The organism is Staphylococcus sp. 11007852 (assembly GCF_011394325.1).
GTDB lineage: Bacteria > Bacillota > Bacilli > Staphylococcales > Staphylococcaceae > Staphylococcus > Staphylococcus agnetis.
Window position 1 is genome coordinate 56,447 of the sequence record NZ_JAANBJ010000030.1, and the last position, 25,876, is coordinate 82,322.

Sequence of the window (25,876 nt, forward strand, 5' to 3'; positions counted from 1 at the left end):
AATGACAGTATTCAATTACCAACTCATTTTAAATGAAATCGAACAGACGTTAAATTCAGTGAATCCTGAATCAGCGCAACAGTTTGAACAACAGGTGATTGATGCGCCTACAGTATTTGTTTCAGGTAAAGGGCGGTCAGGATTTGTGGCGAATGGTTTTGCGATGCGTTTAAATCAACTTGGTAAAAAAGCGTATGTTGTAGGGGAGTCGACAACGCCGTCGATTCAAAAAGGAGACGTCTTTGTCATTATATCCGGTTCCGGTTCTACGGCGCATTTAAAATTACTTGCTGAGAAAGCAAAAGAAGTTGAAGCGGACGTGTTACTCATTACTACGAAACCTGATTCTGCAATAGGACAGTTGGCGAATCTCGCAATTGAATTGCCGGCGGGCACGAAACATGATGCTGAAGGTTCAGACCAACCGTTAGGAAGTTTATTTGAACAAAGCGCGCAACTCTTTTTAGATAGTCTCGTATTAAATTTACAAACACGTTTGAATATTTCTGAAGAAACGATGCAACACAATCATGCCAATTTAGAATAAAAGACTACTCAAACTTCTATCAATAAGGCCGATATAAGGCATGCGATAGAAGTTTTTTATGTCGTTAATATGCGGTTAAGATGCAGTGTGATAAAATGAAACAAATGTGAGTAAAGAAGTGAAACGATGGCACAATTACTAGAACGTATTGAAACGTATGCGACATGTCAACCGCATGCAATTGCTATACATATTGATGATGAACGCATAGATTATAAGCACTTACAACAACAATTAGAACAGAAAGCAATGCAATTGCCAGATGCGTGCAAAGGTCAACGTGTGGGGCTTTCTTTTAATCGAATTCAAGACTTTGTAGTGCATTATTTGGCAGTGTTACATAAGGGAGGTATTCCTTGTGTTATTGATCCGAAATGGACAGAAGCGCGTCTTCACGCGTTATATGAACGTTATCATATCGGTTTTGTGTTAAATGAGTCAGGTATCGAAGCCACGTCTTATCAATGCGACACACAAACGCGCCCTTTATTACATATCGGCTTTACATCCGGCACAACAGGGTTACCGAAGGCATTTTACCGAAATGAAGCGTCATGGATTGCCTCATTTGAACAAAATGACGCATTAATAGAAAAAACATTAGATGAGCGGTGTACACTTGTTGCACTAGGACCCTATGCACACTCTTTAACGTTGTACGTAATGATATATGCATTATTTTATGGTCGTACCTTTTTGGGGCAAAATAATTATAATATTCAACAATGTGCAACGAAAATTGCATCTTTACACACGCCGTGCATACTCTTTTTAGTGCCCACAATGGTGTATGATTGGGTGCGACATGCGCATCAAAATTCTAACGTGACACATGTATTTATATCTGGAGATAAATTGTCATCATCATTACATCAGCAATTAAAGGCACAATTGCCTTTAGCGACGATTGATGAATTTTTTGGTACGTCTGAAGCGAGTTTTATTAGTGTGAACCGTAATCAAACAGCCCCGTTAAATTCAGTAGGTACGATTTTTCCTAATGTTGACATACACATCGACCAGCCAGACGTGAATGGGGTGGGCAAGTTGTTTGTGCATAGTGCGATGGCTTTTCAAGGGTATGTCGGTCAGACACCATCGATGTGGATTCAAACCGGAGATTACGCACGAGTTGAGCATGATGTCTTATATTTGCACGGACGTATAGAAGATATGATGATTATTGGTGGACGTAACGTCTACCCATCAGTAGTTGAGCATTATATTAAAAAATTAGAAGGGATTGAAGACGTGATTATCGTCAAACAACCGCATTCAAAATTTGGTGAATTAGCTGTTGCCCTGTATATCGGAGCATGTACGTTTCACTATCAAACAATGAGACAACAGCTTGCAAAAGTGCTCACTCGTTATGAAATTCCGTCAAAATTCATTCGCGTAACCACACTCCCTTATACGTCAAGTGGGAAAGTATCTCGACGTTTAGCACAACAAAAGTATGAAAGTGGTGATTTTGATGAATAAAGCAGTAATAGTGGCGGCAAAACGAACGCCGATAGGGGTATATGGTGGTAAGTTAAATAAATGGGAACCAGAAGATTTACTGAAACCATTACTGCAACATTTTCAGAAGATGCTCCCATGCGATTTGAATACATTGGATGATGTCATTTTAGGTAATGTGGTTGGAAATGGTGGAAATATTGCACGCAAAAGTCTGTTAGAAGCAGGCATTGATGTACGTGTGCCTGGTTTAACAATTGATCGTCAATGTGGGTCGGGTTTAGAGGCGATCCAATTAGCGTGTCGTCTTGTAGAAAGTGGTGCAGGTGACTTTTATATTGCAGGAGGCGTAGAGAGTACAAGCCGGGCACCTTGGAAAATGAAGCGACCGACGTCTCTCTATCCTTCAGAGCCTCCACAATTTTTTGAGCGTGCCTCATTCGCACCAAGCGATCAAGATCCGTCCATGATTGAGGCAGCTGAAAATGTAGCCCATACCTTTCAAATAACGCGAGAGGATCAGGACAGATTTGCATATACCAGTCACATTAAAACTGCTAAAGCTTTTGAAAATCATCAACTTGACGATGAAATCGTACCTTTAAAAGTTCAAGGATCATGGATGACGCATGATGAAAGTGTACGTCCTGATATTAAATTATCGCGCTTAAAACGTTTAAAGCCGTTACTTCCAAATGGCACTGTAACAGTAGGGAATTGCTGTTTAAAGCATGACGGGGCAGCGCTTGTAGTTGTAATGTCACAAGAAAAAGCACGTACGCTTGGTCTAACTAAAGGGTTATATTTTAAAGGCTACGCGATTGAAGGGGTTGCGCCTACGCTTTTAGGAAGTGGGCCCATTCCAGCGGTAAAAGAACTTTTAGAAAAGCATCATCTGACTATAACAGATATTGACGCGGTAGAGTTGAATGAAGCTTTTAGCGCACAAGTACTTGCATGCCAACGAGAGCTTAATATTTCTGACGCACAACTCAACCGATACGGTGGCGCTATTGCGATGGGACATCCCTACAGTGCAAGTGGGGCTATTTTAGTGACGCGCTTGTTTTACATGACAGATGCAATGCGGATGATAGCGACGATGGGTATTGGAGGAGGCATGGGTAATGCAGCACTGTTCGAACGTTGGTGATAGTGAAACTCGGACGCTTATTATTGATGAGTTTGAATTACAAGCCTATCAAGCATCATTTCATTATGCTGAAAATGACATACCACCGTTATTTTTTGCGCGTTTTTGGCATGTGTTTGAGTTGTTTCAACCTTTCATCATTTTACCGATCACGCTAGTCGAAACGCAAGTCACACAAAATGCCCCTCTCCCTAAACAACCGCACGTTCAAGCGACACTGACCTTATTAGAAGCGACAAAGATAAAACATTTTGAGCGCTACCGTTTTGAGATGAATGTCAATGACGTACTAACCGTGCATCACACATTTATAAAGCAGGTGAAACTATGACTTTTAATGAAGCAGACGTGCGACACTATTTGAACATTGTTCAAGATGACAATCCACTTCATCCAAAAATTGTGCCAGGGCAGATGGTTATTGAACGTATATGGCAATCACTACATCGCTATCCTTTAACGTACCACGTTAAATATGTAAAACCGATTCATTTAAATGAATCATACAAAGTAGAAGATCACAACACATTCATTTTAGTAAAAAATACTTTAGATGAAACGATGTTGAAAATCACCTTATCTTTTTAAATATGGTGTTGTGATAAAAATTCTAGTAAAAAAAGCATCGATTAGGTAAAAGCGTTTTTACTTAATCGATTTTTTATATTATTTCATTTACTCTCCCTATATCAAATAGAATGATTTCAAGATAGGTCTACCTACCTACAAATGACATAAGGGGCGAGAAATGGCTGAAAGACTTAAAGAAAGGTCTAAGTCTCTATAGCGATTTTTATATTTCTGTTGAAAAATGATTGTATATTGTTCGCTCATAGACGGTGGGAACATTTAGTACACAAGAAGATTCAACGATACTCAAAGTATGATAAGAATTTACAATATCATTTTTATAACAATATGTTTTTAAGTATGTTACAATGCAAGGAATATTTATAGGAGTTGATTATATATGAAATTGATTGATAATTTGGATTATTCAGACGAACAAAAAATATTTCTTTTAAATATTGGTGGATTGGATTTATATAAAGTCCGTAAGCATGTAATAAAAACAATTGAAAAATTAACTAAACCCTATTTGCCTAAACATCATAGTTATACATTTATGGATATCGATAACATGACTGTGTTGCTAATCAAATCAGAAATTCAATTTATTCCTGATTTGATTAGAGCGCTTTGTAAAAAGAATTTAGGTGTCTATGAAGTTAGATTATATGAAGAAAAAGAAAATATTTTTGAGTAATTGGTATGCATAGTTTGTATACCATTTTTTATAGCGACATTGATTAATGAATGCGTTTGGCAATTACTACAACACTATCCTAAAGTTTACAACGTAAAATATGTGAACCCGATTCACTTAAATGAAACGATGCTCAACTTTATAAATCGATATTTAATGATGAAACATTCACAGTGCTTAGATATTTTATTTTTTAAAGTGCATTATTAGTATATTAAGAATTTAAAAAGTAATTTATAATTTGGAATGTTATAATAATGAGTGATATATATCATAAAAATGATAGACATATTTAGGGGAGGTATGAAGACAGATGAAGAAGTGGATTCTCATAGTGATGACCCTTGCTTTAGTATCAGCGTGCGGTAATGAGCAACAATCGTCACAACCATCTCATAAAGATGAAAAATCAACCACACATAAGCAAGAATCTGCCGATACAAAAAAGGCATCAAAGGACAATCAAGCATCAACGGCTAATAAAACACAGACAACTACACATGAGGACGACGTCGCCAAATTGCCGGATCAGATGAAAGCAGCTTTAGTATTTTCATCACCAGAAGCAACCGCGTTTACTTTGTCGAAAAAAGAGATTTTAACAGGTGTTTTCGAACAAGATTATTTGAATAAACCTCAAAAGAAACAATTGTATAAATTATATTTAATTGAATCAAAAGGGTATACAAACGGACCCGATGATATGAAATTTTATAGCGTTTATCCGCCCAAAAAAGGGTTTAATACCGTCATGGGAATTGGGAAGCATAAAGCATTTATCGGAGGTACGCAAAGTCCAGGAACGTATCAACAATTATTAGAAACGGGTAAAGAACTAGATTTAGACACGTTATATGCCCAAAATAAACAATTTAAATCACTAACCGAACTATCACAAAAAGTTGAATTTACAAATAAAAATCCTATGGAAAATGAAGCGACGCGTAAAGATTTTGAAGGAAAAGAGAACCCAGCAACTATGGCACATGCGCGAAGCCAAGTGTATGAGATGATTAACAAATTTGAAGGGGAACCTATCAATACAAAAGATTATATTTGGGATAATGTGCGTTGGGACAATGGTCTCACTGGGTGGACAGTGAATTATCGCAATCATAATTTAGAGATTGTAGGTACATACAAACAAGTAGAAGGACAACCTTTGGTAAAATTGGATGCAAATGGTCAAAAAATCAAATAGCAATTAATAAGTTTAAGTTCTGTAAAACATCGATCTAGTGAATCAATTGTGCGTATCATTAGATCGATTTTTTGTTTTTAAAAATAGCTTAATCATTCTTTTATTAAAGGTGACTAAACCACCATTAAAATAGAAAAATATGCCTATTAAATTTTTATATTACAAGCAACATAAAAACCTTCAAAATCAAGATAATGAATTTTGAAGGTTTTATTATAGGTCTGATTTAATTTGGTCATTGTGCGTGACCTTTTATTTTTTAAATTTCTGTAACTTCAACGTCAATTTTTTCAATGCGATTTGCGGCACCGTGATCAACTGGGCCTACAAAGTCGTTCATTTTCCATCCATTTTTAATCGCTGAAGCAACAAACGCTTTTGCATTAATAACAGCTTCTTTTGGTGTTAAGCCGTTTGCCAAATTTGCTGTCGTTGCAGCGGCAAACGTACACCCTGCACCATGATTATAACTTTGTTGGAACATATCTGTCGTTAATTGATAGTATGTTTGACCATCATAATACAAATCGTATGACTTATCTTGATCCAGTGCTTTACCACCTTTAATGACTACATGTTGCGCACCTTGATCATGAATGATTTGAGCCGCTTTTTTCATATCTTCTATAGATTTTAATGCCCCCAACCCTGACAATTGACCTGCTTCAAACAAGTTGGGCGTCACAACAGTTGCTTTTGGCAGTAAATATTCAATCATTGCATCAGTATTTCCCGGGTTTAATACTTCGTCTTCCCCTTTACATACCATAACAGGGTCTACAACGAAATGCTTTGCGCCAGACTCTGTAAAAGCTTCCCCGGCACGTTTGATAACTTCTTGTGTACCAAGCATACCTGTTTTAACGGCATCTGGGCCAATACTAATGACCGTTTCGAGTTGTTTATTAAACACATCGAATGGAATTGGTGTCACATCGTGTGACCATGTGTTTTTATCCATAGTGACAATTGCAGCAAGTGCAACCATGCCATAAGTGTCATGCTCTTGAAATGTTTTTAAATCAGCTTGCATGCCAGCCCCAGCACTTGTGTCAGAACCTGCAATGGTTAATACTTTTTTTAATGCCATTATTTATACACTCCTCGAATTCAATTATTAATTATTATCATATCACGCACGGCTTTAAGTGGAAATATATTCGTTTTAACGCGGGCGAGTTTTTCATTGAATTGTGTTAAAATGTGAACTGAGGTGAAGGTTATGGAATGGTCCACCATTTTTCATGAAATAAAATCAAAACATGATTTTAAAGCTATGCATGATTTTTTAGAAAAAGAGTATGCGACTGAAATTGTTTATCCAGAACGTAAAAATATATACCAAGCGTTTGATTTAACACCATTTGACAATGTCAAAGTTGTGATTTTAGGTCAAGATCCTTATCACGGTCCGAACCAAGCACATGGTCTTGCTTTTTCAGTCCAACCCAATGCGAAATTTCCACCTTCGTTACGCAATATGTATAAAGAGTTAGAGGCTGACATTGGCTGTCATCGTACGTCGCCACACTTGCAAGATTGGGCGCGAGAGGGTGTCCTGTTATTAAATACTGTGCTTACAGTTCGCCATGGAGAAGCGCACTCCCATCGAGATATTGGTTGGGAAACGTTTACCAATGAAATCATTCAATCTATCTCAGACAATCGTGAAGGTGTTGTATTTATTTTATGGGGAAAACCTGCACAACAAAAAGAACGCCTCATCGATACGTCAAAACATTTTATTATAAAATCACCTCATCCGAGCCCATTGTCGGCACATCGTGGTTTTTTTGGTTCAAAACCGTATTCACAAGCAAATACTTATTTAGAACAACAAGGCAAAACACCCATTCATTGGTGTGAAAGAGGAGGAGACGCATGATTAAAGATAAACTTATCGAATTAATTGAAGCAGAACTCGTTAAAGCAGATGCATCTGCTTCGGATGCTGAATTTCATAAACATATGTATGCCATTCATACGCTTACATCATTATATTCACATTCCGATTCACAATCTTCTGCACCATCCTTACAGCGCAAGCAAGGGGAGCAAGCTACCGTTTCACACGCTTCATCCTCTGCAAAGACGGTAACAGATGAAGAAATTCGTTTAATGGGTGGTAAAGTGCCATCACAAGCGTCACATGCATCACACACACCTTCGAATCCTCGAATGATCACGGATGATGCCTTAGGAAATGGAGAATCACTTTTTGACTTTTAATAAATGATAGGAGCGAAACTTATGAAAGTATTTATAATTTTAGGTGCATTAAATGCACTATTCGCTGTTGGCACAGGTGCATTCGGCGCACATGCTTTAGAAGGAAAACTCTCTGAACACTATATGTCTGTTTGGGAAAAAGCGACGATGTACCAAATGTACCATGCATTGGGATTAGTACTGATTGGTATTGTTGGTGGTGCATTTGACGTAAATGTAGGATGGGCCGGTTGGCTTATGTTTTTAGGTATTCTGTTCTTCAGTGGTTCATTATACATTTTGTCGCTCACAGGTGTGAGTGTATTAGGCGCTATAACGCCCATTGGTGGTGTTTTATTCGTCGTAAGTTGGCTGATGCTTGCGATTGCAGCTTTTAAAATATAATTTATTTAACACACATTTCAAGATTTGCTTTGGCAAATTAATGATAAAATGTGTGTTTTTAATTTGTTTAAGAAAATGATTGTTAATTTTTTAGTCATCGGTATAATGTAACAAGGGGTGAATAGTATATGCAAAATAAACACAATCAAATTGATCGTGGAGATTTACAAGCTAATTTATCAGAGAAGTTTGTTTGGGCGATTGCTTACGGCTCTTGTATAGGATGGGGGTCCTTTATTTTACCAGGTGACTGGATTGCACAATCAGGTCCGATTGCGGCATCAATTGGCATTTTAATTGGTGCATTACTCATGATAGTGATTGCCGTAAGTTATGGCGCTTTAGTCGAACGCTTCCCAGTTTCAGGTGGAGGATTCGCGTTTAGTTATTTAGGATTCGGGCGTTATGTTAGTTTTTTCTCATCTTGGTTTTTAACATTTGGATATATATGTGTTGTTGCATTAAATGCGACAGCGTTTAGTTTATTAATTAAATTTTTATTACCAGACTTATTGGAAGTTGGAAAATTATATACGATTGCTGGTTGGGATGTATACATCACTGAAATTATCATAGCTACAGTCTTATTACTCATATTTATGCTTATTGCGATAAAAGGTGCAAGCGTCTCAGGTTCATTGCAATATTATTTTTGTGTTGCGATGGTCACAGTGGTCGTATTACTTTTTATCAGTTCCTTCTTTGGTTCGAACTTTTCATTAGACAATTTAAAACCGCTCAATGGTTCAAAATATGGATGGTTTCAGGCGATAGTCATGATTGTAGCGGTTGCACCATGGGCTTATGTCGGGTTTGATAATATTCCTCAAACGGCGGAAGAGTTTAATTTCTCACCCAATAAAACATTTAAATTAATCGTATATAGCTTAATCGCTGCTGGATTAACATACACAATGATGATTTTATACACTGGTTGGTTAAGTGGTGCAAGTCAAGACTTATGGTTAACAGGTTCAGTTACGCGTGAAGCGTTTGGAACGATTGGTTTGGGTGTGTTAGCTATTGCTATAATAATGGGAATATTCACAGGTTTAAATGGCTTCTTACTTAGCTCAAGTCGTTTATTGTTTTCAATGGGACGCTCAGGGATTATGCCTACCGTTTTCAGTAAACTACACCCAAAATACAAAACACCTTATGTGGCGATTATCTTTTTAGTTTCATTGACACTAATTGCACCTTGGCTCGGACGTACTGCACTCACTTGGATTGTGGATATGTCATCTACAGGGGTTTCGGTCGCGTATTTTGTGACGTGTCTAGCAGCGGCCAAGTTATTCAGTTATGACAAATCGAGTCCGTCTTATGGGCCCGTCTATAAAACATTTGCGATTGTAGGTTCGGTGATTGCATTTGTGTTCTTATTCTTATTGCTGTTCCCATGGTCACCAGCATCATTATCAGGGCCATCGTATATTGCATTAGCAGGATGGACAGTATTAGGATTCATTTTCTTCATCATACGTTATCCTAAATTACGTCGCATCGATAAAGAAGAACTTTCAAAATTGATTTTAGATGCAAATAACAAAGATATCGTAAAAATGATTGAGAAATAGTAATACCTCGCATTTCTAAAAACTTTACCACAAAATATATTTTCGTTTATGGTTAAGAAATGAATCGAATTGATATGTTTTAAATCCATGATTTTTATTACGCTTTGATGATTAAATTTATTTAAAATGATATGCACCCTATAAAGTAGACGCTTGAATAGTGAACACTTTATAGGGATTTTTTGTATGTGGAAAAGTAAAAATACTGGAAGGGTTAAAAGAGTTGAGAAATCTGATTTTTTCTGAATTTTTATATTGTTTTGCAAATTTTAGAAGGATATGTTTTAATTAAAAGTAATTTTATATAAAAAAGGGTGGTCTCAGATGCATTATTTTAGGTTGCCAATAGACACACGTTTTAGTTTAGTGAAATTAGATATGTCGCGAGCCTATGAAGTATTTGAAGTTGTAAAGCAAGAGCGTGAACATTTACGCGAGTTTCTAGATTGGATTGATTACGTTCAATCGATAGAAGATGAAGTGAAATTTTTAAAAGAAGCGCTGAGATTAGAAGCGGAGAATCAATCACGTCTATATTTTATTTATGAAGAGAATCAACTTGTAGGTGCGATCGATTTACATAAAATAGACACGATAAACAATCAAGGTGAAGTAGGGTATTGGTTGAGTCAGCATGTGACAGGTCAAGGTGTGATGACTAAAGCGGTCAAGTTATTATGTGATATCGCTTTTAACGAATTAATGTTAAATCGTCTCGAAATTCGTGCACAAAAGGAGAATATAGCGAGTCAACGTGTCGCAGAAAAAGCAGGATTTCGATTTATGGGGGAAGCGCGTGAATCGCTTTACCGAAACAACACCTATGTGACGATGTATCATTATGAGTTGCTTAAACGACACTTTTCAACAACATGAAAAAGGGATATTTTAAGCCAATTAAGTAAAATGTTCATAAAAAATTAATAAATATTCAATATTTCTATCCCAAAAATTCAGAAAACATGGTACATTAGATTTAAGCAAAAGATATGCACAGTCACGACATATCATTTTGTGTTTTTCATTTTCAAAAAAGTTCTCCAATAAAAAGGCCTGCTCATTAAGATAGCGTAGCGACTGTCTTAAGTGAGTCAGGCCTATTAACATGCTTATCTTTAAAGCGCAGTGGACGTTTGCATGACATAATAATTTGACTGCTAGGCTAACGATTAACTTTGATAATATTATTGAATAATATTTGCGCCATTGTTTCACTGTCTTCTTGACATCCTCCTGAAAGCCACGAATAGATAATTGCGAGTTGTCCTCCAATGGTATAGTCGATAAAGTACTGTGAATCTTTTAATGGCGGTAGCACTTCTAAAATAGAGGAGTAACCTTCTTTAGTAAATTGAATATAATCGCGTACGAGGCGATACTGTGACTGTGTCAAAACAAGACTCATGAAATATTTTTTAAAACGTTGCATATACGTAAATAACACGCGGAAAACTTGAATAAGTCGCTGTTTTGCAATTTCCAAAGGATACGTTTCTATGAGGTTTTTCGTATAGCGCATAAGCTTATGGTATCTTTTCATATGGTATGCTTGAATTGTATCCATTAATTGATATTTATCTTCAAAGTGTGCATAAAATGTCGAGCGATGGACCCTACTTTCAGCACAAATTTGTTTGATTGTTATATATTCAAATTTTTCAACCTCTAACAATGACACCATTGCCTTAATAATGGCAAGCCTTGCATTTCCTCTATTCATGTCTATCACCCAACGCTATTATAATATATTTTCAAATCCGACACATTTAAAAAGATTGTCTGTATAAATCACTAGATAATTGGTTATATAATACAGATTGTTAATTTTAACTGGAGGAGATTTTTTGTATGAAAAAAATTATTTTGATTAATATTGTAACGATACTGTTGTTAGTCGTGATAGGTGTAGTTGCATTTTACTTCTATAATCAATCTGCAAATTATATAAACACAGATAACGCTAAAGTAGATAGCAAGCAAATGAAACTTGCAAGCCCAATTTCAGGAGAAATTTCAAAATTAAACGTTCAAGAGGGTGACAAGGTGAAAGAAGGGGACACGGTAGCTGAAATCCGTGGTCAAGGTCAAGATGGGCAACCTCAAACTATGGAAGTGAAAATGCCTAAAGATGGCACGATTGCCAAATTAGATGGACAAGAAAAAGGAATAGCACAAGCAGGTCAACCTATGGCATATGCCTATAATATGGATGCGCTCTATATTACTGCCAACATTGATGAAACGGTCATTAAAGATTTGAGTGAAGGTCAAACGGTGGATGTCTCTATTGATGGTCAAGATTCGGAAATTAAAGGTCATGTTGATCGTATCGGTAATGCGACTGCGGCGAGCTTCTCATTAATGCCTTCATCTAACAGTGATGGTAACTATACTAAAGTCAGTCAAGTTGTTCCTGTAAAAATTAAATTAGATAGTCAACCTTCTAAGGGGATTGTGCCAGGAATGAACGCGGAAGTGCGTATTCATAAAAATTAATAATAGGGAGGACAAAAGATGTTCATTACGTTATATGTCGTTGTTGCCCTTATTGTGATTGTTTGTATGAATATGGTAATAATCAAGCGAAATAAGCGTTTATCCAGATTGCAAACATCTGAAAAAATAAATCAAAAAGAAGCATCACAATCTAAAGCAGGGACGTCTTCCTCTGCTTATCAATTTCAAATCGACGAAGAAAATGAATCCCAGAAGCCTGTTAATGAAACGGCGCAACATGCCACTCAAGATTATGTGTTTAAAAAGGGGATTACACGTAATAAAATTTTAGTAGCAATGGTGTTCGGCATGTTCATTACCATATTAAATCAAACATTGCTTAATACGGCATTACCTGTTATAAATACCGACTTTAATATCTCGGCTTCAACAGGACAATGGTTAATGACGGGGTTTATGTTAGTTAATGGTATTTTAATACCAGTTAGTGCGTATTTGTTTCATAAATTTTCTTATCGCAGTCTATTTCTAGTAGCGATGGTCGTGTTCACATTAGGTTCATTTGTATGCGCAATTGCGTGGAGTTTTCCAGTGATGATGACAGGGCGTGTATTTCAAGCGATTGGAGCAGGTGTTTTAATGCCATTAGGAACAAATGTGTTTATGACGATATTTCCGCCTCAAAAACGTGGGATGGCCATGGGGATTTTGGGTGTAGCGATGATATTAGCGCCAGCAATCGGACCGACTTTGTCAGGTTATATTGTTGAAAATTTCGATTGGCATGTCATGTTTTATGGCATGTTTGCAGTAGGTTTCGTATCTTTTATGCTGTCTTATATTTGGTTTGGTATATACCAAAAAACAACACAGCCAAAGGCGGATATCCCAGGAATTATATTCAGTACACTTGGTTTCGGTGCTTTATTATACGGCTTTAGTGAAGCCGGCAATAAGGGTTGGGGTTCTCCGGAAATCATTGCCATGTTTCTGATTGGAAGTACGTTTACAATCACGTTTGTTATACGTGAGATGACTATGAAAGCACCTATGCTTGATTTTGGTGTATTAAAGTACTCGGGATATACATTAACAGCACTTATAAATATGATTGTAACAATGAGTTTGTTTGGTGGTATGATTTTATTACCACTTTACCTTCAAAGTTTGAGGGGTTTCTCAGCCTTAGATTCAGGACTATTATTATTACCAGGAGCAATTATCATGGGCTTTATGGGGCCAATAGCGGGTAAATTACTTGATACTATTGGTATTAAACCATTGGCCATTATTGGTTTGGCGATTACAACGTATGGCACATGGGAATTAACGCAGTTAACCATGAAAACACCGTATTCGTCTATATTAATGATTTATATGATTCGCTCTTTTGGTATGAGTTTTGTGATGATGCCAATTATGACAGCAGGTATGAACGCATTACCAGCAAGGTTAATTTCTCATGGTAATGCATTAATTAACACGATGCGTCAACTCGCAGGATCTATCGGTACTGCAATATTAGTGACTGTGATGACGCAACAAACAGAATCACACCTCGCTTCATTTCAACAAGATTTAGACCAGACTAAGCCTTTTATAAAGGATCAAGTTGGTATGATGGCGCAACAAATGGGTGGAAAAGAACAGGCTTTAGGAAGTGTTATTAAATTTGTGAACCAGCTGGCTTCTGTTGACGGGGTTAATAGCGCTTTTTGGGTAGCAACGGCACTAAGCTTTCTTGCGTTTGTTTTGAGTTTCTTTTTAAAAGGAAAATCACACTACATTTCGCATGAATAAGCAGAATATAAAGTAGGAAAGTAAAAATTCATAAAAGACGGGGCTAGGAGATAGCCCTGTTAATCAAAAAACCAACAAAGTGCTTCGTACATGAACTTTGTTGGTTATATTTATATATTGAGTCTTTATGCAGGGAAGGATGGTAAATCAAAATTGAAATGATTTATGTCCGAGTCCCTTTAGATTCACTTAAGCGTTCATTCATTTTAGCATTGCGCTCTAACATGCGCTGGTAATAGTACTCATAACGGGCCCATTCCTCAGATGTGATAGGATCCGTAGTGAGTGTGCCACCTAAGTCTTTGATCGCATACAATAACTTAAACATGACATCTTGCACTTTAATATCATTTTGGAATAGCTCTTGAAGCGATGCCATATGATGCGGATGAATGTCAGGGTAGGTGAATTTCGTTGTTTCACCTTTTAACGCCCGTTCATAGAAGTCTTTCATTAATTGTGCACGTTCACGGCCTGACCCCTCGACACATAAATAGATTTGTACAGCAATCCCACCACGTACTCGACGTTGTGAAATACCTGCAAATTTTTGATGATTGATACTTAAATCAAATTTTCCTGGACAATAGGAATGTGTAATTTCAAAGGTGTCAATATCTACATTTTCATCCTCAAACATTTTACTTATGAGTAAATACATGACTGTAAAAGCTTCATCAATGGACGTTTCTGTTTTTCCTTTAAATATTAAAGAAATATTTAAAATGCCTTGATCTAATACCACACCTAAACCACCTGAATTACGCACGATAGCATTGTAACCTTTTTCATCCGTTAAAAATTGAATGCCATCTTTTAAGTAAGGTAGCCGGGAGTCATGAATGCCTAAAATGACGGTATGTTGATGTATCCATGTGCGAACAATATTTGGCGACGTGTCTTTGCCTACACTTTCAGAAAACGTATCATCAAAAGCAAAGGATTGCATCGGCGCTAAACCCGTTGCATGATCAACGTAGCGCCATGCGATATCCTTAAAGTATTTAGAGGTTAAGTCCATTATTGTAAACTTTGCGCAGCGGTAATGATAGATAAGTTGTAGACATCTTCACTTGAACAACCACGTGATAAATCGTTAACAGGTGAATTTAAACCTTGTAACACAGGACCTACTGCGTCAAACCCACCTAAACGTTGTGCAATTTTATAGCCGATATTACCCGCTTCTAAGCTTGGGAAAATAAATACATTCGCGTCACCTTGGATTTTAGCGCCCGGTGCTTTTTTCTTTGCTACTTCAGGAACGATTGCTGCATCAAATTGGAATTCACCGTCGATGACTACGTTAGTTAAACCTTCCGCTTTAACTTTCTCTTGCGCAAGTTGAACCGCTTCAGAAACTTTTTCAGTGTCATCTGATTTTGCAGAACCTTTTGTAGAGAAACTTAACATTGCAACGCGAGGATCCATACCGAAACTTTGTGCTGATTTTGCACTTTCAACAGCGATTTCAGCTAAGTCAGATGCACCGAGTTCAGGGTTAATTGCACAGTCTCCGAAAATATATTGTTGATCCTCTTTAATCATGAAGAAGATACCTGACGTTTTAGACACGCCTGGTTTAGTTTTAATAATTTGTAATGCAGGACGTACTGTGTCTGCTGTAGAGTGTGCAGCACCACTAACTAAACCGTCTGCTTTACCCGCATAAACAAGCATTGTACCGAAGTAGTTCACATTGTTTAATAATTCTTGTGCTTGTTCTTCAGTTGCTTTACCTTTACGGCGTTCGACAAATTTAGCAACCAAATCTGCTTTTAAGTCACTTGAATGGGGTTGAATGATTTCTAAGCCTTCGATAGAAAGCCCTTTATCTTTAGCAAGTGTTTCAATGTTCGCTTTGTTACCTAATACGATTGGTGTCACATAATCAGATTGTTGTAAGTCAACTGCTGCAGTTAAGACACGCTCATCTTCACCTTCTGGTAATACGATACGAACATTTTGTCCTGATAATTTTTCTTTTAAAACATCTAATAAACTAGACATATTTGTCCTCCTCTACTTTCCTTTCAACATTTCATGCCATTGTAATTATACGATAATTAATATGACTTTTCCAAGGGGGCGTTTTATCGAAGAAATCCTATTATAATTTTGTAAATGGTAACTGATATAAAGGTATAATTACCGTTTAAATTCTCAATATAGTTAAATGTGGATCATGATTGGATTCAATTTAGAATTGATAGTCATTGTGCGCATTTTGAAAACGCAACGTATATACTTTATAGCTACTTTGTTTATTATTTTGTTCATAAAATGTTACTAATCGTAACGTTCGGTCTTGAGAAAGGAGTATGATAAACTTTAATAAGTTAGAGATTAAATTAAAGGAGTGTTCATGAATGAGTCATGCAGCAGAGACTTTAGATGGATGGTACAGTTTACATTTGTTTTATGCAGTAGAATGGGCTTCTTGGCGTTTAGTACCTGAAGAAGAACGACACAATATGATAACAGAATTTGAAAATAAATTAAATGAATTAAAAGGCGTGAAAGACCAAGGTCAGGGCGACCATGTAATGTATAATATTACGGGTCAAAAAGCGGACATCTTCTTATGGTTTTTACGTCCAGAAATGAAAGACTTAACGAAAATTGAAAATGAATTAAATAAATTAGCCATTTCAGATCATTTGATTCCTACATATTCTTATGTATCGGTGATTGAGTTAAGTAATTATCTTGCTGGCAAATCAGATGAAGATCCATATGAAAACCCACATATTAAATCACGTCTTTATCCGGAACTTCCTACGACTGAATACATCTGTTTCTATCCGATGAATAAACGTCGTAATGAAACATATAACTGGTATATGTTATCGATGGAGGAACGTCAGAAATTAATGTACGATCATGGTATGATTGGACGTAAATATGCAGGTAAAATTAAACAGTTCATTACAGGTTCTGTTGGTTTTGACGATTTTGAATGGGGTGTAACGTTGTTTGCGGAAGACGTGCTTCAATTCAAGAAAATTGTGTACGAAATGCGCTTTGATGAAACAACTGCGAGATATGGAGAATTTGGTAGCTTCTTCATAGGTAATCGTTTAGATACAACGATGTTAAAAACATTTTTTGAAATTTAATAGATAAGAAGCGAGGTGGGTGCTCGTCCCACTTTAATACAAATAGCCGTCAAAGTCATCGGTTGATGAACATTGAGGGCTATTTTAATGCGATAAAATATTTATGAGACTCCCCAAAGGTGGAACATGATTCGGTTACGTGTTTCAAATGCTGACTTCAAGCAACTTTTTCAACAAAGATGATTTTACTACAATTTTATATGACGTTTCATGTTATAGTTGAATCGTTAAGATTTCAATGAGGGAGGCGAAGGCATGCAGTCGGATAAACATACATTGAAACCCACGATTGGACTATTTACAGCTGTGACTATCATTGTAGGAACAATCATTGGTTCGGGCGTATTTGTAAAGCCAAGTTCCGTTTTAGCCTATGCAGGAACGAGTAATATGGCTTTATGGGCTTGGGTAATTGGGGGTGTGTTAACACTCGCATCTGGTTTAACAATTGCCGAAGTAGGGGCTCAAATCACGCGTACTGGTGGCTTATACGCATATATTAAAGATATTTATGGATCGTTTTGGGGATTTTTAACAGGGTACACATTAACGGTACTTTACGGGCCGGCCATTATCGTATCTTTGATTTTATTTTTAGGCATATTGATTACAAACTTCTTTGCCTTGTCCCAATTTTGGATTATTCCTATAGGTGCAGGAATTTTTCTGTTTTTACTTATCACCAATATGGTAGGAACATATTATGCGAATGCAGTTCAAAATGTCACAACATTAGCTAAATTAATCCCAATTATTGCTATCGTCGTATTTGGATTAATTTATGGTCAAGCAGGCATTTTCGGTCAAGATGTCACTGAGCTGATTTTAAATAAAGATGGCACAGTTAACTTTGGGCGCGCTGTACTTGCGACACTTTTCGCTTATGACGGATGGATTATGTTGACGACGATGTCAGGTGAGATGAAAAATCCACAAAAGCATTTACCATTAGCAATGTTTATCGGTATTTTAACAGTGACACTGGTTTACGTATTAATCAATGTGGCGATATTTAAAGTGTTGCCAGCCTCGGACATTTTAAGCTTTGGTAACAATGTGAGTGCTGAAGCGGCGATTGTACTTTTTGGAGGTATTGGTGCAAAGATTGTCAATATAGGACTGATTGTCTCGATTATCGGTACGTTGAATGGGAAAGTAATGACATTTCCACGTATTCCATTCGCTATGGCGCAAGATGGCTTGTTACCTGGTTCGAAAGGTATCAGATACGTGAGTCCACGATTTGAAACTCCAATTGGTGCGCATACGGTCATGTCGATATTAACTCTAATCATTTTAACGTTAAGTTTGACATTCCCGACGGTTTTTGATGCCGATTATTTATCAGAGATTACCATTTTTATTATTTATTTCTTTTATATGGCTGCCTTTATTGGGTTGTTTATTTTAAGACGTCAAAATAAAGGAAAGCCACGTGCATTTTCTGTACCATTCTATCCAGTGCTTCCGATATTAGCACTTTTAGGTGGCATGTTTATTATTATTAATACATTGGTTTCCGATCCTCTGGGAGCAGGTATTGCTGTCATAGGGTTATTAATGGGTGTCCCACTGTACTGGTTTACGGTTAGAAAATCCATTTAACATTGATAGAGAAAGAAGGTGACAACGTGTCGCATACATTACCAACAGATAGAGATGTTGCCAATATTATTATTCTTGCGGGCCGTATTTTGCTTGAATCAGGTGCTGAAGCAAAACGTATAGAAGATACGATGGTCCGCATAGCGGCGAGTTATGGATTTCATGAAGTACAAGGTTATGCGTTAAATATTTTCATTGATTTTTCGTTGTCACCTGACCATGAATCACGCATGGTAAAAATTAACAAAAATGATACGAATTTACGCAAAATCTTTTTAGTGAATCAAGTATCTCGCCAAATTGCGAGAAATGAATTGTCATACAAAGAAGCATATCAAGCATTAAAAGACATTGATAAAAATACAAAACGCTATCATCTAGGTCACAAAATGTTGTTTGCAGGGATGATTTCGATGAGCTTTTTATACCTACTTGGTGGCGGTTGGTTGGAATTATTTCCAGCAGCTCTAGCTGGTGCTTTAGGCTTTTTAGTTACCGAGTTTATGAAGGGAAAACAACTCACGCTTTTTATCCCTGATATGATTGGTTCATTGGTCATAGGTCTTGTCGCTCTTTCTATAAATATGTGGCTACAAAGTCCGAATTTAGGTTCTATTATTACTGCAGCAGTCATGCCAATAGTGCCGGGCGTGTTAATAACGACAGCTATTCAAGATTTATTTGAACGACACATGCTCATGTTTACTGCAAAATTTTTAGAGGCGATTGTGACATCGTTTGGTATTGGTGCGGGAATAACAACAGCATTTTTATTAATAGGAGGTTAAATGATGGTTTTAGTTTTTATGTTTATATTTAGTTTCTTAACCGCCTTCTGTTTTGCTTTTGTATATGACGCACCTAAGCGGCTCTTTATCCCAGCTGGCTTATGCGGAGGATTTGGATATATCATTTTTCATATTGCGACAGTTATTCTTAATGTCGATAGCATTTACGCAAGTTTATTAGGGAGTTTTACATTGGGCATTTTAAGTCATGTTATGGCACGAGTGATGAAGTCGCCAGTCATTATTTTTATGGTACCAGGCATCATCCCCTTAGTCCCAGGAAGTATCTTTTTTAAGGCAGCTCAAAAGTTGCTAACGCTTGATTTTAATGAGGCTAATGTCATTTTTATACGGGCAACACTTATCGCAGGCGCCATAGCTGTCGGACTATTATTTTCAGATCAGATTGCCAAATCTTTTATACGAAAACCAGTACAAATTATAAAACCGAAACGCAAACATATTGAATAATCAATTGAACGAGATTAACGTAACTGTCTCTTGAAGCGGTTATGTTCATCTCGTTTTTTTATTTGATTTAGTTATTAAAATTAATTTGTAATTCCTAACATATATGACACATTGTTTATGAAAAAGTATATATTAATTCCCTATTAATTATGCTATTATATTTAAAATATCCTATTTGGTAGCGCTACCAAATAGGGTGTGTAAAGGGGGAAGGGTGTTTTGATGCAAAATCAGTCTCAATTATTAACTTATTTTTCGAAAAAGCAAGCAGAACGTCAACCGTCATACTCTAAGGCACAATGGATTGGGCTCATTTTAGGTCCATTGTTATTTATAGTGACATTACTTTTTTTTAAACCTGAAAATTTAGCCTTTCAAGGCGTTTATGTGTTAGCGATTACGGCTTGGATTGCTGTATGGTGGATTACAGAAGCCATCCCTATACCAGCGACCAGCTTACTGCCGTTAATTTTATTACCTCTTGGAAAAGTGATGGATAGTGCAACAGTATCCGCACAATATGGGAACGATATTATCTATCTCTTTTTGGGAGGCTTTATATTGGCAGTTGCAATGGAACGATGGGATTTACATACGCGTATCGCGCTTACAATTATTAACAGTATCGGAACGAGTACAGGCCGTATATTACTCGGCTTTATGGTCGCTACCGGCGGACTTTCGATGTTTGTATCGAATACAGCGGCTGTTATGATTATGATTCCGATAGGGCTTGCGATTGTAAAAGAAGTCCATGAATTAAAAACGGATCAAACGAACGATGAAAGTATTTCTAAATTTGAACGGTCCTTAGTACTCGGCATCGGATATGCTGGAACAATTGGTGGACTTGGGACGTTAATAGGGACACCACCACTAATTATTTTAAAAGGTCAGTATGCGTCACATTTTGGTGAAGAATTAAGTTTTGCTCGTTGGATGATGGTTGGAGTGCCAGCAGTCATTTTGCTCTTGTTTCTCGCGTGGCTATATTTTAAATTTATTGCGTTTAAGCATGATATGAAAACGTTACCCGGTGGCAAACAAGTAATTGAAACAAAGCTCAAAGCGCTAGGAAAAGTGAAATATGAAGAAAAAGTTGTTTTCACAGTATTTTTACTTGCAAGTTTTTTATGGGTATCACGAGAATTTCTATTGGCGAAGTGGGCGCCTACAGCATTTGTAGCAGATGGCACGATTGCTATGTTTGTATCGGTATTACTTTTCTTAATCCCGGCTAAACAACAACATCGTCGTATTATCGATTGGACAATTGCTAAAGATTTACCATGGGGTGTATTAATTTTATTTGGTGGCGGTCTCGCACTTGCCAAAGGTATTCAAGATAGTGGTTTGGCCAAATGGTTAGGTGAACAATTAACATTACTTAATGGTGTGAGTCCGATTATCATCGTCATTGTAATCACAATATTTATTTTGTTCTTAACTGAAATCACTTCAAATACGGCAACAGCTACAATGATATTACCTATTTTAGCGACATTATCTGTAGCTATACACGTTCATCCTTTATTGCTCATGGTCCCTGCAGCAATGGCAGCTAATTGTGCGTACATGTTGCCAGTGGGCACACCTCCGAATGCCATTGTTTTTGGAACAGGTAAAATTCAAATTAAAGAAATGGCTATTAAAGGGTTTGTCATGAATATGTTGAGTATTGTTGTTATTATATTGATTGTCTATTTCTTAGTACCACCTATTTTAGGTATCGACATTACACAAAGCTTGCCAATTAAAAATTAAAATGATTAATTATGTCATAATTTATTTGCCAACACCTTGAAAAAATAACAAAAAAGAGTAAAATAAGTAGAGTTATCATTTAAGGAAAGGTGTGGCGTAGTTGAAAAATAAATTCATGGTCTGTGATGATTGCCAAGCAGTGAATTTAAAAAGTGTCATGAACAAGTTGAAAAAAATTGACCCTGATGCTGAAATTGAAATTGGTTGCCAATCGTATTGTGGACCAGGTCGACGTAAAACTTTCGCCTTTGTTAATAATCGTCCTCTTGCTGCACTGACAGAAGAAGAGCTCATGGAAAAAGTGGTAAAACAGTTAGAAAAGCCACGAGATCCTGAAGAAGAGGAACGTTTGCGTCAACGTAATGAAGAACGTAAACGACGCAAAGAAGAGCAAGATCGTAAACTTAAAGAAAAATTAGCGAAACGTAAACAACAGAGCTAAGACAGTGTTGTTTTAATTCAATACATTTAAATCTTTTAAGAGAATGGGAATGGGTAACCCCGTTCTCTTTTTTATTAGATATGCTTTGTATCAATGAAATATTTGATTGAATTGAGTGTGTTTGTATTCTGGGGAAATTAGTGAAAATTGTATGCTTAAACTTCTGTACAAGGGGAATAGTTTCTACGAACGCAATATGTTTATGTTTGTAGGTGTTAAAAATGATTACAGTGTTATTTGGTGGAAGTAGAGAAAATGGAAACACAGCAACATTAACTGAAAAAATTTTAGAAGGTCAAGATTATCGATGGATTGATTTAACGCAACTCACCTTAAAACCAGTTAGAGATGTACGGCATTATGATAGTCAGATTTTAGAATATAATGATGATTATCAACGTGTGATTGATCAAGTTTTAGAGAGTGATGAAGTGATTTTTGCTTCACCAGTGTATTGGTATAGTATTAGCGCAACGTTAAAATCATTTATTGATCATTGGTCTGAAACGCTACAAGATCCACGTTATCAAGATTTTAAAGCAAAAATGCAAAAAATTAATTTCCGACTTGTACTGGTTGGTGGCGATAGTCCGAGAATTAAAGCGCTCCCTTGCGTGCAACAGATCGAATATAGTTTGCAATTTTTAGGCGCACATCTTGCGAGTTATTTGATTGGCTATGCGGAAAAACCTGGTGATATTGAACAAGATCAATATGCGATGAAAGAAGCTGAAAGATGGAATAGTAACTTTCTTGCTTCAATAGATTAAACGTGCAATTCCAAGCATCGAAGGTACGTCAAAATCGGTATCTTATGCTATAATATAATATATTCAATGTGATTAATGCGTATTGTATGAGTGGTGTTTTAACCCTACATTGCGCATTGATTTTTATTTAAGGGAGCGGTTTAGGAATGTATGAAGTAAGAATTGCTACACCTAAGGATGTTATTGGCATTCGAGATGTTGCAACAAAAGCATGGTACAACACATATTTAGATATTTATGCAGCTTCAACGGTTAATGCGTTATTAGCTGCTTCATATAATGAAAGTCACCTCTTAAAACGTTTAGAAGACCAACTGTTTTTAGTCGCAATTGAGGATGGAGACGTCGTTGGATTTGCCAACTTTATTAGTGGCACTGAGTTATATTTATCTGCGCATTACGTACGTCCTCACTCGCAACGTAAAGGTTTTGGACGTTTACTATTAGAGCAAGGTTTCGCGCATTTTAAAGGGCAATATGACGCAGTATATTTAGAGGTTGATACACAAAATGAACGTGGTGTGGCATTCTATGAAAAAGAAGGTTTTGAAATCATACGTACATATGAAAGAGAAATGTATGAGGAAACAATGCACTTGGCTTTAATGAAAAAAACACTCACTACATGATGGGTTAAGGAGGGATCTCGTTTGTCAGAGATACCGTATGTCAACCGTAAATTATCAGAAGAAAAAGTATTCAAAGACCCGATACATCGCTATATTCATGTGAAAGACCAACTTATTTGGGATTTAATTAAAACGAAAGAGTTTCAAAGGTTACGACGTATTAAACAGTTAGGGACATTAAATCTAGCATTTCATACGGCTGAACATAGTCGCTTTGGACATTCTCTAGGTGTGTATGAAATTGTGCGTCGCATGATAGATGAATCATTCAGTGGACGAGATGCATGGCGAGATGAAGACCGTCCATTAGCGATGTGCGCCGCGTTGCTTCATGACCTAGGACACGGTCCATTTTCCCATTGTTTTGAAAAAATATTTAATACTGATCATGAAAAATTTACACAAGCCATCATTACTGGCCATACAGAAGTCAACCAAGTATTACGGCGTGTAAGCCCAGATTTTCCACAAGCAGTTGCTGAAGTGATTAATAAAACACATCACAATAAACTTGTGATTTCAATGATTTCTTCTCAAATTGATGCAGACCGTATGGATTACTTACAACGTGATGCGTATTTTACAGGTGTGTCTTATGGCATGTTTGATATGGAGCGTATTTTACGCTTAATGCGTCCGTCTGAAAATGAAGTGTTAATTAAAGAGAGCGGCATGCATGCGGTTGAAAACTTTATTATGAGCCGTTACCAAATGTATTGGCAAATCTATTTTCATGCAGTAAGTCGTGGCGGTGAAGTGCTTTTAAATAACTGTTTTAAACGTGCAAAATATTTATATGAAACAGGTTATCATTTTGATACTGTTCCAATAGATTTTATACCGTTTTTTGAGGAACGTGTAACGATTGAAGAATATATTAAATTAGACGAAACGGATGTCACTTATTATATGAAAAGTTGGACGAAAGAATCCGACCCGATTTTGAGTGATTTAGCTCGGCGTTTTATTAATCGTGACTTATTTAAATTTATTCCTTTTGATGGGTCTATTATTACCATTTCAGAATTACGTGAACTCTTTGAAAAAGGTGGTATTGATCCTGATTATTACTTTGTAAGTGATTCATTTTCTGATTTACCTTATGATTATGATCGCCCAGGTTCTAATCGACAACCGATTCATTTACTTCAACCTAACGGTGGGATACGTGAAATCAGTAGTCAATCACTGATTATTTCAAGTATTACTGGTATTAAAAGAGAAGACTATAAATTGTATTATCCAAAAGAGTTAGTTCTAAAAATTGAAAACCTGGAAATTAAAGGGGCTATTATCAATTTATTAAATGAACTCAATTCATAATTGAAGGAATACTCATTGATATAATATTAGAGAACGACACATTAATGTCGCATGCTACAGGAGGTATAATCGTGGCAGAACAAAAAGGTTTTAAGTTTAATATTATTAAAAACGATCCTTTAGACGGTCATAAAGGGACAAATATTGGGTCGATTAGTTTAGATAATGTGGCACCTGTGTTTATAGATATTGAGGCGCAAGAAGCGTTTATAGATATTGGTGCGATGCATGCACGTGCGGATGTAGAACGTGGAGTAAAATGGATTACAGATAAGGACACTGTGAACGTTGAAGGTGCTAAAGCATATTGGTTATGCTGGGTGACGACAGAACGTGGTGAGCAAGGTCCTTATTATGCTGGTTTAACAGCTGCTTATTTGCTCGTCAACAAATCTATTAAACGTGGCTATAAAAGCATGCCAGAACACGTCAATATGATGGACAAATCAATGAAACATAAAGTCATCATTGATCATATTGGGGAAGCAAACAAACACGTATTAAAAACATTTTTAGAAACGCATAATGCAGAGATGTGGCGAAACTCAGGTGAGGCGCTGAAACAAGCATTATCTTAAATACACGAATGAGAGGGGCTGGGACATCGTACAGCTCCTTTTATCATTGAAGCCAACAAGTTCATGATATGCTCCCTATAAAGTAGACACTTAAAAAGTGAAAACTTTATAGGGAGTTTTTGTATGAGGAAAAGTAAACTAACACTTGAGCAATATCACCAAATCTTTCGTTTATATGAAAAAGGATATTCCTTTCAATCTATTATCGAAAAGCTCAATCTAGATATCGATAAATCTGTATTATCGCATGCTTACAATAAATATATTAATCATGGTGTAGACTCTTTGTTAATTCGGAGAACAAA

The 25,876-nt window shown here is 36.6% G+C and carries 29 protein-coding genes; 25 read left to right on the forward strand and 4 right to left on the reverse strand.

Annotated features, from left to right (window positions below; all coding sequences use genetic code 11):
• Window position 1: 1 nt before the first annotated feature.
• The 7 genes from hxlB (at window position 2) to G8Y85_RS09525 (ending at window position 5,632) form a co-directional block, all read left to right on the forward strand.
• Entirely contained in the window at window positions 2-547 is a 546-nt protein-coding gene (gene hxlB / locus G8Y85_RS09495; RefSeq protein WP_105994903.1) for a 6-phospho-3-hexuloisomerase, read from the forward strand.
• A 126-nt stretch (window positions 548-673) separates the two neighbouring features.
• A complete protein-coding gene (locus tag G8Y85_RS09500) occupies window positions 674-2,032 on the forward strand; it encodes an AMP-binding protein (RefSeq protein WP_107371167.1) in 1,359 nt (452 codons plus the stop codon).
• Window positions 2,025-3,164, forward strand: coding sequence for a thiolase family protein (locus G8Y85_RS09505; protein WP_165805750.1), 1,140 nt, complete (start codon window positions 2,025-2,027; stop codon window positions 3,162-3,164). The genes G8Y85_RS09500 and G8Y85_RS09505 overlap by 8 nt, the downstream gene beginning before the upstream one ends.
• Window positions 3,139-3,495 (forward strand): hypothetical protein, encoded by a 357-nt coding sequence (locus G8Y85_RS09510; RefSeq protein WP_107371165.1) that lies wholly within the window; start codon window positions 3,139-3,141, stop codon window positions 3,493-3,495. Before G8Y85_RS09505 ends, G8Y85_RS09510 begins: the two co-directional genes overlap by 26 nt.
• The gene (locus G8Y85_RS09515) at window positions 3,492-3,752 is read left to right on the forward strand and encodes a hypothetical protein (RefSeq protein WP_037566345.1); all 261 of its coding nucleotides are present in this window, start codon (window positions 3,492-3,494) and stop codon (window positions 3,750-3,752) included. Before G8Y85_RS09510 ends, G8Y85_RS09515 begins: the two co-directional genes overlap by 4 nt.
• 382 nt (window positions 3,753-4,134) lie before the next feature.
• Window positions 4,135-4,431, forward strand: coding sequence for a hypothetical protein (locus G8Y85_RS09520; RefSeq protein WP_107371011.1), 297 nt, complete (start codon window positions 4,135-4,137; stop codon window positions 4,429-4,431).
• A 313-nt stretch (window positions 4,432-4,744) separates the two neighbouring features.
• Complete coding sequence (locus G8Y85_RS09525) at window positions 4,745-5,632, forward strand: hypothetical protein (protein ID WP_165805751.1); 888 nt, start codon at window positions 4,745-4,747, stop codon at window positions 5,630-5,632.
• A 259-nt stretch (window positions 5,633-5,891) separates the two neighbouring features.
• On the opposite strand, the gene thiD is transcribed toward G8Y85_RS09525, so the two are convergent.
• Window positions 5,892-6,722, reverse strand: coding sequence for a bifunctional hydroxymethylpyrimidine kinase/phosphomethylpyrimidine kinase (gene thiD / locus G8Y85_RS09530; RefSeq protein WP_060552354.1), 831 nt, complete (start codon window positions 6,720-6,722; stop codon window positions 5,892-5,894).
• A 132-nt stretch (window positions 6,723-6,854) separates the two neighbouring features.
• Here thiD and G8Y85_RS09535 point away from each other — a divergent pair, with 132 nt between their 5' ends.
• The 5 genes from G8Y85_RS09535 to G8Y85_RS09555 all read left to right on the forward strand — a co-directional run bounded on the left by G8Y85_RS09535 (window position 6,855) and on the right by G8Y85_RS09555 (window position 10,701).
• Entirely contained in the window at window positions 6,855-7,517 is a 663-nt protein-coding gene (locus G8Y85_RS09535) for a uracil-DNA glycosylase (protein WP_060552355.1), read from the forward strand.
• Window positions 7,514-7,861 carry a DUF5327 family protein gene (locus tag G8Y85_RS09540; RefSeq protein WP_060552356.1) on the forward strand — a complete coding sequence of 116 codons (348 nt, stop codon included), beginning with the start codon at window positions 7,514-7,516 and terminating at the stop codon, window positions 7,859-7,861. The genes G8Y85_RS09535 and G8Y85_RS09540 overlap by 4 nt, the downstream gene beginning before the upstream one ends.
• Before the next feature lie 21 nt (window positions 7,862-7,882).
• Window positions 7,883-8,245, forward strand: coding sequence for a DUF423 domain-containing protein (locus G8Y85_RS09545; protein ID WP_037566351.1), 363 nt, complete (start codon window positions 7,883-7,885; stop codon window positions 8,243-8,245).
• A 128-nt stretch (window positions 8,246-8,373) separates the two neighbouring features.
• A complete protein-coding gene (locus G8Y85_RS09550; protein WP_165805752.1) occupies window positions 8,374-9,825 on the forward strand; it encodes an APC family permease in 1,452 nt (483 codons plus the stop codon).
• Between the two features lie 324 nt (window positions 9,826-10,149).
• A complete protein-coding gene (locus G8Y85_RS09555) occupies window positions 10,150-10,701 on the forward strand; it encodes a GNAT family N-acetyltransferase (RefSeq protein ID WP_060552358.1) in 552 nt (183 codons plus the stop codon).
• Between the two features lie 286 nt (window positions 10,702-10,987).
• On the opposite strand, the gene G8Y85_RS09560 is transcribed toward G8Y85_RS09555, so the two are convergent.
• Window positions 10,988-11,545: a TetR/AcrR family transcriptional regulator gene (locus tag G8Y85_RS09560; protein ID WP_165805753.1), complete on the reverse strand. Its 558-nt coding sequence runs from the start codon at window positions 11,543-11,545 to the stop codon at window positions 10,988-10,990.
• A 128-nt stretch (window positions 11,546-11,673) separates the two neighbouring features.
• Between G8Y85_RS09560 and G8Y85_RS09565 the strand changes: the two genes are divergently transcribed.
• Together G8Y85_RS09565 and G8Y85_RS09570 are read left to right on the forward strand one after the other, a co-directional pair.
• The gene (locus tag G8Y85_RS09565) at window positions 11,674-12,321 is read left to right on the forward strand and encodes an HlyD family secretion protein (protein ID WP_165805754.1); all 648 of its coding nucleotides are present in this window, start codon (window positions 11,674-11,676) and stop codon (window positions 12,319-12,321) included.
• Between the two features lie 18 nt (window positions 12,322-12,339).
• The gene (locus tag G8Y85_RS09570) at window positions 12,340-14,082 is read left to right on the forward strand and encodes a DHA2 family efflux MFS transporter permease subunit (protein WP_060552361.1); all 1,743 of its coding nucleotides are present in this window, start codon (window positions 12,340-12,342) and stop codon (window positions 14,080-14,082) included.
• Between the two features lie 163 nt (window positions 14,083-14,245).
• Here G8Y85_RS09570 and G8Y85_RS09575 read toward each other — a convergent pair whose 3' ends face one another.
• Window positions 14,246-15,103 (reverse strand): lipoate--protein ligase family protein, encoded by an 858-nt coding sequence (locus G8Y85_RS09575; RefSeq protein ID WP_165805755.1) that lies wholly within the window; start codon window positions 15,101-15,103, stop codon window positions 14,246-14,248.
• Window positions 15,103-16,092, reverse strand: coding sequence for a phosphate acetyltransferase (gene pta, locus G8Y85_RS09580; RefSeq protein WP_165805756.1), 990 nt, complete (start codon window positions 16,090-16,092; stop codon window positions 15,103-15,105). Before pta ends, G8Y85_RS09575 begins: the two co-directional genes overlap by 1 nt.
• Before the next feature lie 359 nt (window positions 16,093-16,451).
• Between pta and hemQ the strand changes: the two genes are divergently transcribed.
• The 11 genes from hemQ to G8Y85_RS09635 form a co-directional block, all read left to right on the forward strand.
• The gene (gene hemQ, locus G8Y85_RS09585; protein WP_103345843.1) at window positions 16,452-17,201 is read left to right on the forward strand and encodes a hydrogen peroxide-dependent heme synthase; all 750 of its coding nucleotides are present in this window, start codon (window positions 16,452-16,454) and stop codon (window positions 17,199-17,201) included.
• A gap of 255 nt (window positions 17,202-17,456) precedes the next feature.
• The gene (locus G8Y85_RS09590) at window positions 17,457-18,806 is read left to right on the forward strand and encodes an APC family permease (RefSeq protein ID WP_107401138.1); all 1,350 of its coding nucleotides are present in this window, start codon (window positions 17,457-17,459) and stop codon (window positions 18,804-18,806) included.
• A 26-nt stretch (window positions 18,807-18,832) separates the two neighbouring features.
• Window positions 18,833-19,594 carry a threonine/serine exporter family protein gene (locus G8Y85_RS09595; protein ID WP_234022047.1) on the forward strand — a complete coding sequence of 254 codons (762 nt, stop codon included), beginning with the start codon at window positions 18,833-18,835 and terminating at the stop codon, window positions 19,592-19,594.
• Window positions 19,595-19,597: 3 nt separating this feature from the next.
• On the forward strand, window positions 19,598-20,065 hold the full coding sequence (locus tag G8Y85_RS09600; RefSeq protein WP_037566360.1) for a threonine/serine exporter family protein: 468 nt from the start codon (window positions 19,598-19,600) through the stop codon (window positions 20,063-20,065).
• Between the two features lie 222 nt (window positions 20,066-20,287).
• Window positions 20,288-21,829 (forward strand): SLC13 family permease, encoded by a 1,542-nt coding sequence (locus G8Y85_RS09605; RefSeq protein WP_103345842.1) that lies wholly within the window; start codon window positions 20,288-20,290, stop codon window positions 21,827-21,829.
• A 100-nt stretch (window positions 21,830-21,929) separates the two neighbouring features.
• On the forward strand, window positions 21,930-22,271 hold the full coding sequence (locus G8Y85_RS09610) for a YuzB family protein (RefSeq protein WP_103345841.1): 342 nt from the start codon (window positions 21,930-21,932) through the stop codon (window positions 22,269-22,271).
• Window positions 22,272-22,492: 221 nt separating this feature from the next.
• Window positions 22,493-23,041, forward strand: coding sequence for a flavodoxin family protein (locus G8Y85_RS09615; RefSeq protein ID WP_037566362.1), 549 nt, complete (start codon window positions 22,493-22,495; stop codon window positions 23,039-23,041).
• A gap of 146 nt (window positions 23,042-23,187) precedes the next feature.
• On the forward strand, window positions 23,188-23,670 hold the full coding sequence (locus G8Y85_RS09620; RefSeq protein ID WP_060552367.1) for a GNAT family N-acetyltransferase: 483 nt from the start codon (window positions 23,188-23,190) through the stop codon (window positions 23,668-23,670).
• A gap of 21 nt (window positions 23,671-23,691) precedes the next feature.
• The gene (locus tag G8Y85_RS09625) at window positions 23,692-24,993 is read left to right on the forward strand and encodes an HD domain-containing protein (RefSeq protein WP_037566364.1); all 1,302 of its coding nucleotides are present in this window, start codon (window positions 23,692-23,694) and stop codon (window positions 24,991-24,993) included.
• 71 nt (window positions 24,994-25,064) lie between these two features.
• Window positions 25,065-25,571, forward strand: a complete 507-nt coding sequence (locus tag G8Y85_RS09630) for a YwhD family protein (RefSeq protein WP_103345840.1) — start codon at window positions 25,065-25,067, stop codon at window positions 25,569-25,571.
• Between the two features lie 123 nt (window positions 25,572-25,694).
• Window positions 25,695-25,876: helix-turn-helix domain-containing protein (locus G8Y85_RS09635; RefSeq protein ID WP_165805757.1), on the forward strand; the 182-nt coding region annotated here is incomplete at its 3' end.

Excerpts from the sequence above, each read along its gene's own strand:
- G8Y85_RS09540 (WP_060552356.1), top strand. The coding sequence starts at position 7,514 with ATGATTAAAGATAAACTTATCGAATTAATTGAAGCAGAACTCGTTAAA.
- thiD (WP_060552354.1), bottom strand. The coding sequence starts at position 6,722 with ATGGCATTAAAAAAAGTATTAACCATTGCAGGTTCTGACACAAGTGCT.
- G8Y85_RS09535 (WP_060552355.1), top strand. The coding sequence starts at position 6,855 with ATGGAATGGTCCACCATTTTTCATGAAATAAAATCAAAACATGATTTT.
- G8Y85_RS09575 (WP_165805755.1), bottom strand. The coding sequence starts at position 15,103 with ATGGACTTAACCTCTAAATACTTTAAGGATATCGCATGGCGCTACGTT.
- G8Y85_RS09555 (WP_060552358.1), top strand. The coding sequence starts at position 10,150 with ATGCATTATTTTAGGTTGCCAATAGACACACGTTTTAGTTTAGTGAAA.
- G8Y85_RS09545 (WP_037566351.1), top strand. The coding sequence starts at position 7,883 with ATGAAAGTATTTATAATTTTAGGTGCATTAAATGCACTATTCGCTGTT.
- G8Y85_RS09510 (WP_107371165.1), top strand. The coding sequence starts at position 3,139 with ATGCAGCACTGTTCGAACGTTGGTGATAGTGAAACTCGGACGCTTATT.
- hxlB (WP_105994903.1), top strand. The coding sequence starts at position 2 with ATGACAGTATTCAATTACCAACTCATTTTAAATGAAATCGAACAGACG.
- G8Y85_RS09520 (WP_107371011.1), top strand. The coding sequence starts at position 4,135 with ATGAAATTGATTGATAATTTGGATTATTCAGACGAACAAAAAATATTT.
- G8Y85_RS09565 (WP_165805754.1), top strand. The coding sequence starts at position 11,674 with ATGAAAAAAATTATTTTGATTAATATTGTAACGATACTGTTGTTAGTC.
- G8Y85_RS09605 (WP_103345842.1), top strand. The coding sequence starts at position 20,288 with ATGCAAAATCAGTCTCAATTATTAACTTATTTTTCGAAAAAGCAAGCA.
- G8Y85_RS09500 (WP_107371167.1), top strand. The coding sequence starts at position 674 with ATGGCACAATTACTAGAACGTATTGAAACGTATGCGACATGTCAACCG.
- G8Y85_RS09600 (WP_037566360.1), top strand. The coding sequence starts at position 19,598 with ATGGTTTTAGTTTTTATGTTTATATTTAGTTTCTTAACCGCCTTCTGT.
- G8Y85_RS09620 (WP_060552367.1), top strand. The coding sequence starts at position 23,188 with ATGTATGAAGTAAGAATTGCTACACCTAAGGATGTTATTGGCATTCGA.
- G8Y85_RS09525 (WP_165805751.1), top strand. The coding sequence starts at position 4,745 with ATGAAGAAGTGGATTCTCATAGTGATGACCCTTGCTTTAGTATCAGCG.
- G8Y85_RS09615 (WP_037566362.1), top strand. The coding sequence starts at position 22,493 with ATGATTACAGTGTTATTTGGTGGAAGTAGAGAAAATGGAAACACAGCA.
- pta (WP_165805756.1), bottom strand. The coding sequence starts at position 16,092 with ATGTCTAGTTTATTAGATGTTTTAAAAGAAAAATTATCAGGACAAAAT.
- G8Y85_RS09550 (WP_165805752.1), top strand. The coding sequence starts at position 8,374 with ATGCAAAATAAACACAATCAAATTGATCGTGGAGATTTACAAGCTAAT.
- G8Y85_RS09505 (WP_165805750.1), top strand. The coding sequence starts at position 2,025 with ATGAATAAAGCAGTAATAGTGGCGGCAAAACGAACGCCGATAGGGGTA.
- G8Y85_RS09560 (WP_165805753.1), bottom strand. The coding sequence starts at position 11,545 with ATGAATAGAGGAAATGCAAGGCTTGCCATTATTAAGGCAATGGTGTCA.
- G8Y85_RS09515 (WP_037566345.1), top strand. The coding sequence starts at position 3,492 with ATGACTTTTAATGAAGCAGACGTGCGACACTATTTGAACATTGTTCAA.
- hemQ (WP_103345843.1), top strand. The coding sequence starts at position 16,452 with ATGAGTCATGCAGCAGAGACTTTAGATGGATGGTACAGTTTACATTTG.
- G8Y85_RS09590 (WP_107401138.1), top strand. The coding sequence starts at position 17,457 with ATGCAGTCGGATAAACATACATTGAAACCCACGATTGGACTATTTACA.
- G8Y85_RS09570 (WP_060552361.1), top strand. The coding sequence starts at position 12,340 with ATGTTCATTACGTTATATGTCGTTGTTGCCCTTATTGTGATTGTTTGT.